Source organism: Oleiphilus sp. HI0079 (assembly GCF_001635105.1).
Genome location: NZ_LWFT01000532.1, coordinates 1 through 12,222 on the forward strand (window position 1 = coordinate 1; position 12,222 = coordinate 12,222).

At 46.4% G+C, this 12,222-nt stretch carries 8 protein-coding genes; 2 read left to right on the forward strand and 6 right to left on the reverse strand.

Going from position 1 to position 12,222, the window contains the following annotated elements; all coding sequences use genetic code 11:
- On the reverse strand, positions 1 to 324 hold a 324-nt coding region (locus A3750_RS07895; protein WP_197474955.1), incomplete at its 3' end, for an argininosuccinate synthase domain-containing protein.
- A gap of 91 nt (positions 325 to 415) precedes the next feature.
- Complete coding sequence (locus A3750_RS07900; RefSeq protein ID WP_068522504.1) at positions 416 to 1,315, reverse strand: OmpA family protein; 900 nt, start codon at positions 1,313 to 1,315, stop codon at positions 416 to 418.
- A gap of 205 nt (positions 1,316 to 1,520) precedes the next feature.
- Here A3750_RS07900 and rnt point away from each other — a divergent pair, with 205 nt between their 5' ends.
- Positions 1,521 to 2,129 (forward strand): ribonuclease T, encoded by a 609-nt coding sequence (gene rnt / locus A3750_RS07905; RefSeq protein WP_231871764.1) that lies wholly within the window; start codon positions 1,521 to 1,523, stop codon positions 2,127 to 2,129.
- Between the two features lie 84 nt (positions 2,130 to 2,213).
- Here the strand turns inward: rnt and A3750_RS07910 are convergent, their stop codons facing one another.
- Both A3750_RS07910 and A3750_RS07915 read right to left on the reverse strand, forming a co-directional pair.
- A complete protein-coding gene (locus A3750_RS07910; protein ID WP_068458446.1) occupies positions 2,214 to 2,816 on the reverse strand; it encodes a peroxiredoxin in 603 nt (200 codons plus the stop codon).
- Positions 2,817 to 3,026: 210 nt separating this feature from the next.
- Positions 3,027 to 5,015 (reverse strand): SDR family oxidoreductase, encoded by a 1,989-nt coding sequence (locus tag A3750_RS07915; RefSeq protein WP_068458448.1) that lies wholly within the window; start codon positions 5,013 to 5,015, stop codon positions 3,027 to 3,029.
- A 292-nt stretch (positions 5,016 to 5,307) separates the two neighbouring features.
- Here A3750_RS07915 and A3750_RS07920 point away from each other — a divergent pair, with 292 nt between their 5' ends.
- Entirely contained in the window at positions 5,308 to 8,160 is a 2,853-nt protein-coding gene (locus tag A3750_RS07920) for an insulinase family protein (protein ID WP_068458450.1), read from the forward strand.
- Positions 8,161 to 8,180: 20 nt separating this feature from the next.
- Here the strand turns inward: A3750_RS07920 and acs are convergent, their stop codons facing one another.
- A complete protein-coding gene (gene acs / locus A3750_RS07925; protein WP_068458452.1) occupies positions 8,181 to 10,133 on the reverse strand; it encodes an acetate--CoA ligase in 1,953 nt (650 codons plus the stop codon).
- Between the two features lie 117 nt (positions 10,134 to 10,250).
- Positions 10,251 to 11,885 (reverse strand): MinD/ParA family protein, encoded by a 1,635-nt coding sequence (locus A3750_RS07930; RefSeq protein ID WP_068458454.1) that lies wholly within the window; start codon positions 11,883 to 11,885, stop codon positions 10,251 to 10,253.
- Between the last annotated feature and the right edge of the window lie 337 nt (positions 11,886 to 12,222).

Consider the following 12,222-nt stretch of genomic DNA (forward strand, 5'->3'; position numbering starts at 1 on the left):
ATTGGCGATTTCAATCAAACGCTTAGCAATGAGTGGGCGCGCTATGGATGTACCCAAAAGGTATTCACCTTCATAGATCGTATTGGCGCGGAACATCGGGTAGACATAGTCACGCACGAACTCTTCACGTACGTCTTCGATGTAAATTTCTTTTACACCTAGCGCTTCGGCTTTCGCCCGGGCTGGCTCAACTTCTTCGCCCTGACCAAGGTCTGCAGTATAAGTTACGACTTCACAGCCGTACTCTTCGTTCAACCATTTGACGATAACGGAAGTGTCCAGACCACCAGAATAGGCCAAAACAACCTTGTTTATCTTCGACATAAATGCTCCAAGTGCCGTAATAGAGTTCGCTAAATATAGGGGGTGCGTATTCTACTGAAAAAGGCGTCCGAAAAACAACCAAGGACGATGTCTAATTCAGCTCGCCCTCGGGGGCTTCTTTTGTCGGCATAGAAAGGCTTTCACCGCGAACAAGTCGAACAGTACTGCGTCGGTTCTTCGCTTTATTGGGCACGGTGGTATTATCGGCAACCGGGTAACGCTCTCCGTGATAACGCGTTTGAATCATATCGGCGTTAACACCCTTGCTCGTTAAATAACGAGTCACTGTCTCTGCGCGTTCTTTTGATAGTCGGCGGTTATAAATACGTCTGCCCGAAGAATCGGTATGACCATCCACGTATATTGCCGTCACTGTGCTATCGGCTTTAACGTATAAAACAACCATGTCGAGGTTCTTTTTGTCACTCGACAACAAAATCGATTTGTCGACCTCAAAATGGACACGTGTCCTCTCGACTTGCCTGAAGTTCACTGGAAGAAGCGAGGAGATACAATCCAGGTACGCGCCATGAACGCTAGCAAAACCAATGCTATTTAACGACAAACGAACCGATGCATTGCTATACCAAGCTTGTCGAGTAAATGTAGGGCTCATACCCTCAAGCAAACCCTTCATCATATCTTGCGCTCGACGGCTCTCTACAGAGATCGGCTTATCGCTATCAACCACTTTGGCATAGCCAAGATCACGCACGACATTCCCTGGACGCCAAGATGAAGCCTCGATAACGAGCGCCGCCTCACCCGGCTTCATTGGATTGGACGTTGTCTGCGAATAGAAAAAGAGCTCTTCGCCAGCCTCATGATAAAAAATCCCCTGCCCGTAACGAGGAATTTCGTGAATAATACTGCACTCAAAAATTGAAGTAGATATATACCACTCACTGCGGTCAATAGGCGCTAGAAATCGAAGCTCTTGCTCTTGTTCAGCGAAGCTTTGACTAGATAGCACGAGACCTATAAGTGTCAAAACGGCATTCTTCAACAACGGTCATCCCTTCTTCATATGGCAGCATTACGCCGATACAGGCAATTCTTTGCCTCGGACGCATCAAATATCAATATAGCTCTGTTATACTCGTCTATGCGAGTGACGGTAGTAAGGATAAAGCGTGTCAGACCTAAATTCCCCAGAACACGATTGTAATGATAACGAAGATAGCAATTCTCATTCCATAGCATCACGGTTTCGCGGTTTTCTTCCCGTTGTGATCGATGTAGAGACAGCAGGGTTCAATTCCAAGACAGATGCCTTGCTCGAAATTGCAGCCGTCATTCTTGATATGGACAGTGATGGTAATCTCTATAGGAAAGAGACTGTGCACTGCAACGTTGAGCCGTTCAGAGGAGCTAACCTCGAAAAGTCAGCGCTTGAATTTACAGGTATAGACCCTCATTGCCCTTATAGAAATGCACAACCTGAAAAGGTCGCATTGGACAAAATTTTTACGCCGATTAGAAGAGCCGTTAAAAGCACCGGATGCACAAGAGCCATTTTGGTTGGCCATAACTCTTCTTTTGACCACGGTTTTGTCTTCGCAGCAGCAGAGCGAGCTGAAATAAAACGCAATCCATTCCATCCCTTTTCTAGCTTTGATACCAATACACTTTCGGCATTGGCCTTTGGCCAGACTGTACTTGCAAAAGCATGCGCTGCAGCCAAAATCGATTTTGACGGTCATGAGGCCCACTCCGCAAAATACGATACTGAAAAAACAGCCGAACTTTTCTGCACGATCATCAATAAATGGAAAACCCTAGGCGGTTGGCCGATAACATACTAAGCGCAGCTAATGCAAAATAGATCATTCAGCCAGTAACAAAAAAGCCGAGCTAAACGCTCGGCTTTTTTGTCTTAACGCTAAGACTTATAAACCTTCAGCATTCTCTGAAAGGTACTTAGCAACACCGTCGGGAGAAGCATCCATCCCTTTGTCGCCTTTGTTCCAGCCTGCAGGGCATACTTCGCCATGCTCTTCGTGGAATTGAAGTGCATCAACCAAACGAATTAATTCATCCATATTACGACCTAATGGAAGGTCATTGACGATTTGCGAACGAACCATGCCTTCTTTGTCGATGAGAAATGCACCACGGAATGCTACACCACCCTCAGACTCCACATCGTATGCTTTACAAATGTCGTGATTCATATCCGCAGCTAGGGTGTAACGAACAGCACCAATACCGCCTTTATCAACAGGAGTGTTTCTCCATGCGTTGTGTGTAAAGTGGGAGTCGATAGAAACGCCGATTACTTCAACTCCACGCTCCTTAAAATCATCCATACGGTGATCAAGCGCGATCAACTCAGAAGGACAAACAAAAGTGAAGTCCAACGGGTAGAAGAAAACCAAACCGTACTTACCCTTGATTGCTTCTGAAAGAGTAAGCTCGTCCACGATTGAACCATCACCTAGTACTGCTGGTACTGTAAAGTCAGGTGCTTGCTTGCCGACTAATACGCTCATTTATTATCTCCAAATTATTTTGGTTGAAATTATAAAAACATTCCTCTCTCGAGGTGAAACCCGCGCTTATGTTAACGCTACTGCCTGCTGACTCCAACTACTGTTCTATTACATTTTAAAATGACCAATAATCAGAGCGTTTTTCAACCAGGCCAATAACAAAAAATCCCGGCACAAGGCCGGGATTTCAACAAACACATTGGCAAGTCACTACCAATGTATGCCACGCATGATAGCCGCAAACGCCATTTGCTCAGTAGAGACTTTAGGCTTATCCGACGTCTGATCCTTACCCTGCGCCGCAGCTGAGTCTGGGAACATTTTGTAACCCGTATTCATAATGATCTCGCCCGCCTTCGGCACCAAAGCATGCAGAACCTGAGCGGAGATGCCCAATCGCGTCGCGATTCGTTTAGGGCGATAAATAATAGCTTCTGCGATCATATCTGCCGCTTCTTCAGGCGTCAAAGTAGGCACAGAGTCATAAATTTTCGTAGGCCCAATCATTGGCGTACGCACCAACGGCATATTAATCGTTGTAAAGGTAACATTGCTGTCCGAGAACTCCGCAGCAGCACAACGAGAAAAGGCATCTAGCGCAGATTTCGACGCAACGTAAGCAGAGAAACGCGGCGCATTCGTCAAGGTACCGATCGACGAAATATTAACAATATGGCCTCTTTTATTTTCAAGCATTTTAGGAGCAAAGCCCATAATCAGACGCAATGAACCAAAATAGTTGAGCTGCATCGTACGCTCAAAATCGTGGAAGCGATCAAATGAAAGATTGATTGAACGACGAATTGAGCGTCCAGCATTATTTACCAAATAGTCTACGTGGTCATGATCTTTCAACACCTCTGCAACAAAGCGGTCACAGTCTTCCATGTTTGCGAAGTCACATTGATATGCGTGAACATCGCCACCAGCTTGCTCAAGCTCGTGCTTCACTTCATCAAGCGTTTCTTTTGTTCTCGCTGCAATACATGTAATCGCACCAGCTTCAGCCAACTTACGGGCTGTCGCCAACCCAATTCCTGAGGTGGCGCCTGTAATTACACAGACCTTTCCTTCCACCGTGCCTCGCAGGGTGCGATCTTTATATAGATCTGGATCGAGATTGCGCTCCCAGAAATCCCAAATCGGCGCGGAGTATGTTTCAAGATTCGGACACTCTATCCCTGAACCTTTGAGCACACGCTCTGTTTCACGCGAATCAAACCTCGTAGGGTAATTGATAAACTCAACCGCAGATTCGGGAACACCAAAGTCATTTAAAAATGCTTTGGTCAAGCGTTTGACTGGTGGCAGGTTTTTAACACCGTTACGCAGCATCGATGGAATGAAGCCAAACATTTGTGCGTCAATACGCATCGCCATGGTTGGCGCATGCCCCGCTTTCGCGAATATGTTGAGAACCTCGCCCAATTTATGAGGCTCTGGATCAGTCAAATGAAAACAACCACCATCTTCGCCTTCAACGTGAGAAATATACTCTAACGAATCAACAACGTAGTCTACGGGAACGATGTTCATACGCCCGCCCTCGATACCTACTGTAGGCATCCACTGAGGGATTGCACTGCGAATTTTTTGCAGCATTTTGAAAAAGTAATACGGGCCATCAACCTTATCGATCTCGCCTGTTTTAGAGTGTCCAACCACCATACCAGGGCGGTATACGCGCCAAGGCACCTTGCACTCCTCTCGAACAATTTTCTCAGATTCGTGCTTGGTTTTTAGGTATGGGTTGTTTAGTTTTTGCGCCTCTTCAAACATATCCTCACGGAAAATACCACGATACAAACCTGCAGCGGCGATTGAACTGACGTGGTTGAAGCACCCTGCTTTCATCGCTTTAGCGGCAGCAATAGCGTTGCGTGTACCTTCAATGTTGACGGCTTCTTGCACCTCTGCAGGAGCATATAAATCATAGATAGCGGCGAGGTGATAAAAATTCGTAACGTCACCTTTGAGCTTGTCCATATCTGCTTTGGAAATACCAAGATTCTTTTTAGTGAGCGAGCCATTCACTGCAATAACTTGCTTCGAAGTCGCACCAAGACGCTCTAACAATGCATCATATTTATGCATGCTGGTATCTTGCATTAGCAAGTAAATCTTCTCACCGCGCGCAAGAAGCTTTTCCACTAAAAAACGTCCGATGAAGCCGGTTCCACCGGTTACGAAATAACTCATGATCTAATCCTTAAATGTTGCAGACTGTATGCTCTATGATCGAGCGATTCTTAGTTTTATTTAAAGGGCTATATGTTTAAGGGAGGTGATCGCCCTTGATTGCAACTAGCCACGATACACTCAATATAGTTCACAACATCCTAGAGCAACAACTCCATTTTTTATCAAGTGAATAATATGAGAGCTTGGAACAATTACATGGAATGAAGACGTTATCACTTTACCTGCAACGACGACTTGATAAGCTAGAGACTTTCTCCACCGCATCAACAAGGAGCTCCATCCAGTGCTAATGCGATTCAAGCTATCTGTTATCTATGTTCTCACTGTCTGCTTTTCACAATTAGCCTTCTCATCCGAGTTAAAAACGGACGTTATTAAAAGCCCCAATGACCATCGTGAATACGCGTACTTCACTCTTGATAACAATCTAGATGTAATGCTTATCTCAGATGAGGATGCCGACAAAGCTGCCGCATCTTTGGATATTCATGTAGGAAGCTCTGATGACCCCGAAGACTACCCGGGCCTTGCACACTTCTTAGAGCATATGCTTTTTCTTGGCACAGCCAAATACCCAGAGCCCGATGCCTACCAGAAATTTATCAGCGAGCATGGTGGCGGGCATAACGCTTACACATCTCTTCAGAACACAAACTATTTTTTTGATGTCAATGCGGACTATTTAGAAGAAGCTTTAGACCGGTTTTCGCAACAATTCACTGCTCCCCTGTTCAATCAAGAGTATGTTCAACGAGAGGTAAATGCCGTTCACTCAGAATACAGCTCTAAGATCCAAGATGACGGGCGGCGTTACCTAGAGAGCTTGAAAACGACGCTTGCTCCAAATCACCCCTACAAGCGCTTTGCCGTTGGTAACCTCGAAACACTGGTGGACAAAGAAGGTAAAACGCTTAGATCTGCGTTGCTCGATTTCTATGATGTACAATACTCTGCCAACCGAATGAAACTTACGGTACTGGGAAAAGAAGATCTGAGCACGCTAGCGAAATGGGTCGAAACGCGTTTTTCCGATATACCAAACAAAAACCTTCCTGTTAAAACGATTACCGAGCCGTTTTTCGCGGGTGGTTTTCTACCAGCAAAACTCCAAGTAGAGAGTGTGATGGATTCACGCTCGCTTTCTTTGAGCTTCCCCATCCCATCAACAAAGAACCACATTCACTCTCAGCCAATGGGCTACATAGCCAACCTGATTGGACATGAAGGAAAAGGAAGCCTCCTGTCTGCACTAAAAGACAAACAACTTGTTGATACTCTGTCGGCTGGTACGCAATTTGATACCGGCGCGCACGCCATGTTTATTATCACTATGTCTCTAACCGAAAGCGGCCTGAAGAAACAGGATGAGATAATGGGGATGGTATTTAGCTATATCGAACTGCTGAACCAGAAAGGCATCACCAAGCTTTACTTTGATGAGCAAGCCAAGTTATCTGACATCGGGTTCAAATTTAAAGAGAAATCGCCAGCTCTGAGCTACGTTCGCTCTCTTTCCGCCACATTACACGACTTCAAACCACACGAAGTACTCTCGGCTTTCTACCAATTAAATGACTTCAAGCCCGAACTGATCGAAGACTACTTAAGCTATCTCAAACCAGATAATGTTTTAGTAAGCGTTAAAGCCCAGGGACTAAAAACGGACAAAGAAACTACATGGTTTAAAGCCCCTTATTCCGTAGCGCCGCTCTCCATCAGCCTTACCAATCAATTGAGAAAAGCAAGCCCTCTAGAAGCGTTAGCCTTACCCGAACCCAACGCATTTATCCCTGACAATACCGATTTAGTCTCTGTAACAAATGACAGCATCCCTAGGCAGCTTGATGCAGCAGATGGTATTGAGCTTTGGCACGCAACCGACACGGAGTTTGGGACGCCCAAGTCAACGTTTTTCTTGAGCGTCAGATCACCTTATGCAATGGACCGTGTTGAGCACATGGTCATGACCCAACTTCTCGTCTCCATGATGATCGACAACCTCGTAGAATATTCCTACCCAGCTTATCTTGCAGGACTAAGCTATGACCTCTATAAACACGTTCGTGGCGTAACCGTAAAAATTGCCGGCTATAACGATAAGCAACACGTTCTCCTCGCAACCATTCTTCAGAATTTAAAGACGAGCCCTCTCCGAGAAGAGCGCTTTGACAACATCAAAGAGCGCCTAGAGCGTTCATTAGAAAATGAAAAGGAACAAAAACCGTTCCAACAGGCCATTAAGTCCTTACAAGAAAGCGTACTTACTCCTTCTTGGTCTTCTGAGGAAAAACTTGCCGCTCTCGACAATATTGATATCAATACGCTCCGGTCTTTCAAAGAGCTATTTTTCTCCATCATTGATACCGCCATCCTCAGCAATGGCAACGTCGACAAAGAGCAAACCGAGAGTATGGCAGCACTGGTGAAGGAGCACCTGCTTTCCAGCGCTAAGATTCAGAAGGTAGAGCGAGCGCAAGTTGTTAACTTAGAGGGAGAGGCAGACTGGGCAATATCTCTAACCATCGACCACCCTGACACCAGCATGGTTTTCTACATGCAAGGTGAATCCAAGGACTACTCAGAACGCGCCCTGTATGGCGTATTGTCTCAAGCGATTAGCAATGATTACTATGGTCAACTGCGCACCGAGAAGCAGCTAGGCTACATCGTCTTTGCAACCCCATTTCCAATGCTTGAAATTCCGGGGATAGCGTTTATCGTGCAGTCCCCTAGCACGCCAGCAAGTAAGATCGTAGATGAAACCGTTCGCTTCCTAGAGGCGGAAAAACCACGCATTGATGCGTTGCTCGAAACCGATTTTGAGCGCTACAAAAAAGCCGTCATCTCACGACTTGAGGAAAAAGAGACCAACATCGGACAGCGGAGTAATCGTTATTGGAGCGAAATTGACAAGCAAAACTACAGCTTCGATAGTAAACAGAAATTGATTGACGCCGTATCGGCACTAAAGATCGATACCTTTAAACAGTTTTACTCCAACCGAGTGAACAAAAAAGGATCAAATCTCATCATTGTGAGCGGGTATGAGGAAGCAGAGCCTTCGAAAAAAAGCGAACCTTCGCTTATTGATACCTTGCTCAAGAAAAAAGAGCGCTCAATGAGCGCCCTTTCTAACTTCTAAGACGATTCACCATCCCACGCTCAACGATTCAAGCGTCCGTCGATCAACGTATCGACGACACTTGGATCGGCTAGAGTCGACGTATCTCCCAAGCTGTCATGTTCGTTTGCCGCAATCTTGCGAAGAATACGCCGCATAATTTTACCGGACCTCGTCTTCGGTAAGCCGCTCGCTATCTGAATCAAGTCTGGCGATGCAACAGGTCCAATCTCTTTTCGTACCCAGTTTTTCAAATCACTGATCAACGCATCAACGTCACTAACATCCGCATTCGCCATCATAGAAACGTAAACATATATGCCCTGCCCTTTAATATCGTGCGGATAGCCAACAACCGCGGCTTCCGCAACCGCAGGATGAGCGACTAGAGCACTCTCAATTTCTGCCGTGCCCATACGATGCCCTGACACGTTCAAAACATCGTCTACGCGCCCGGTAATCCAATAGTAGCCATCTGCATCGCGGCGAGCTCCATCACCCGTGAAATACATACCCTCATAGTTTGAGAAGTAAGTTTGTATAAAACGCGCATGGTCTCCATACACTGTTCGCATCTGACCCGGCCAACTATCAAGTAGCACGAGGTTGCCCTCACACTCACCCTCAAGAAGGTTGCCCTCGTTGTCCACGATAGCGGCATTTACGCCAAACAAAGGGCGAGAAGCCGAGCCCGGCTTGAGCGCTGTCGCACCGGGTATCGGAGAAATCAAGATTCCTCCTGTTTCCGTTTGCCACCATGTATCCACAATGGGACAACGCTTCTCACCAACCACTTCGTAGTACCATTCCCAAGCTTCAGGGTTGATTGGCTCACCCACAGAGCCTAGTAAGCGGATGCTGTCGCGACTGTGCGCCGACACCTTATCGTCTCCTGCGGCCATCAATGCACGAATAGCCGTCGGCGCAGTATAAAAAATATTTACTTGATGCTTTTCAACAACTTGCCAAAACCTCGAAGCATCCGGATAGTTTGGAACCCCTTCAAACAAGACGCTGGTAGCACCGTTACAAAGTGGTCCATACAGAATGTAGGTATGCCCAGTTATCCAGCCAAAATCAGCCGTACACCAGTAAACTTCGCCAGAGCGATAGTCAAACACCTTTTCATGCGTGAATGACGCATAGGTTAGATAACCACCGGTTGTATGCAAAACGCCTTTTGGCTTTCCAGTCGAGCCAGACGTGTACAACATAAACAAAGGATCTTCAGCATCCATTGGCTCAGGCTCACACTCACTGCTTTGACGCTCAGACAACGCATGCATCCAAACATCTCGACCTTCCAGCATATCGACACTGCCGCCAGTGCGATTAAGCACGATCACCTTTTGCACTACATCAAGCTGCCCAATCGACAAAGCTTGATCTACATTTTTCTTAAGTGGAATCGCCTTACCGCCGCGGATTCCCTCATCCGCCGTAATCACCCATTTCGACTGACCATCCTCAATACGGGCAGCAAGCGCTTCCGGGGAAAAACCACCAAAGACAACCGAGTGCACCGCACCAACTCGGGCACAGGCAAGCATCGCTATACCTGTTTCGGGCACCATCGGCATATAAATTGTGACAATATCGCCTTTTTGAACACCCAGTTCTCGCAAGCCATTCGCCAAACGGCATACGCGCTCATACAAAGCTCTATAAGAGATATGTTCAGAAACAGAGGGGTCATCACCCTCGTAGATAATAGCCGTCTGATCTGCTCTCTCTTCAAGATGACGATCAAGGCAATTGTAAGAAGCGTTCAAGACGCCGTCTTCGAACCAACGAATATGAAGATCTTTAGAGGCAAAGGAAACGTCTTTCACTTTGCTAAATGGCTTGAACCAATCAATGCGCTTGGCCTGCTCAGCCCAGAACGCATCGGGATCGTCCATAGAAGCGTTATACATGTCAAAATAAGTCTTCTCATTAATGCTTGAAGACGCTTCTAAATCTGCGGGGACTGGATAGACGTGATGCTCCGACATTGCTTTTCCTCTTATTGTTCTGTGGAGGGTCAGCAATCCTTCTCGAAGCAATCCGCTTAGTTATCTGCTTTAAGCTGAGGCGCCAAACCCAATATTGTCAGCACCAAAAAACTACGCTCAGTCCTGACTTGAGTCAACCAGGGAGGCGTATTTTATCGACTCGAGTAAGGTCTCGAGCGGAACACTATTCGATGAACTTCTAATCTGCTCAGCCAAACTCGCTTGCGAACCGAAGCCTCTCTCATCATAAACCGCGTCAGCAGCCGCCTCTTGAACCTCAATCACCTCGTTATCAATGCCTTCTGAATTTGATGTGACCGATGCGGGTTCAGACGCGCCTCTTATTCCACTATCCGCCAAGCCCAGACGCTCGTATTCGGCACTCAACAAGAGACGATGTTCTGCATTCAAGGATGCGGGCGTTAATGTACTCAGCAAACCATGCAGCAGGTCGATGGCAGAATCACCTAGACGATCACCATACGCATAAATACAGCTCGATATCAGCGTTGTAACTTGTTCCGGCGTCGTGTTCGGGTCAGTAAAAAAACGATTCATACGAATGCGTAAATCAACCCAAGCATTTTCGGAAGCATCTGACAGCAATTCGTCTGACGGCTTACGCGCTCCAGCAGCAGGCTCACTCTCTGAAGTTCTGGATTGATCATCAGCAGAACCACTATTTTGCGCAAGAATCTGTTTTTGCACTTGAGACAGAGACTCTTGATAAGACTTCGAGTTCAAATCAACAACCATTGCTGGTTTATTTTCTCTGACCTGAAAGCCGTCTGGACGAGATACATCGGGACTCGAAACAGGCGGCTGCGCGTTGTTAGAATAAGGAGAGGTATAAGAATAACGTGCACGCTCTGCGGCTTCCTGCTCTGCCTTTTTGCTTGCTAGCTCCTGCGAACGCTCTACAAGCTTTTTCCAATAAGAACTAAAAGCAAGTTTTGGCACCTTGGGGCCTGCAAACAAGTTGTCTAACTTTTCCGCTAAACGATAAAAACCTTTTGCGGAAGGATCTTCTTTTGAGAACAAAGTAACGGGTCGCTGCAAGGAAACAGCTGTTCTCATGCTCTCATCCATCCATAGGGCGCCCAATTGCTCAGTTTGCAGTCCCAGATACTTTTTCACCGCCGCTTCGAACCGACGGTAGACCTTGTCCGCTTGTCGCGCGTTTGAGGCCATGTTTACAATAACCTCGACTTTGCGACGATAACCTCGGCGTCTCAACACCTTCAATAAAGAGAATGCGTCTGTTAGCGATGTCGGTTCAGGAGTAATGACAACGGCGGCTATTTGTGATGCGGCGATAAAGTGCAAGACGGTTGGGGAGATACCCGCAGCAGTATCCACAAGCATGTAATCGTACTTTGGCTCTAACTCACTGATGGACTCAACTAGGCGGCGCTGTTCTTTCACGCCCAACTCTACACATTGGGCAAATCCAGATGCTCCGGGGATAATGTCGATACCCGCAGGGCCCTCAAGCAAAATATCGTGTATCGATTTTTCACCGGTGAATAGATGCTCTAATGTGTAAGCCGGATGCAAGCCCAGCATCACATTGATGTTGGCCAGACCAGTATCCGCGTCAAACAAACACACCTTTGAACCAGTCCTTGCCAGAGCGATTGCGAGATTTACGGATACGCTAGTTTTACCAACACCGCCCTTGCCACCGGTGATAGCTAAAACGCGCGGGATACGTGGAGAGGATTTCGTTTTTTCTAATTTAACGACGTTCATCTTGCTCGCTTTATAATTGTTCAGGCCGCACCGCGAGGAAACATATAATTTCGATGGGCGAGAGTTATCTTTATTAGCGACTAATTCTAATGAGTTTGCTAAGTAAGAAAAAGGATTGACAGCGCTTAAAAAAACATCAATTCGAACACAAAGCGTCCAGACGGTTAATGCTCTACATAAAAAAGAATCGGCAAACTTTTAATTTTTAAGGAATATTGTCTAAGCTGAGTGAATAGCCATAAAAGATTATTTTTTACTAACATGCCGCCCAATTCACAAAAGCTTTTAAAGCAGCTACAGCTCAATAAGCTGCCGACACTGCCTCACGTTCTGGTAG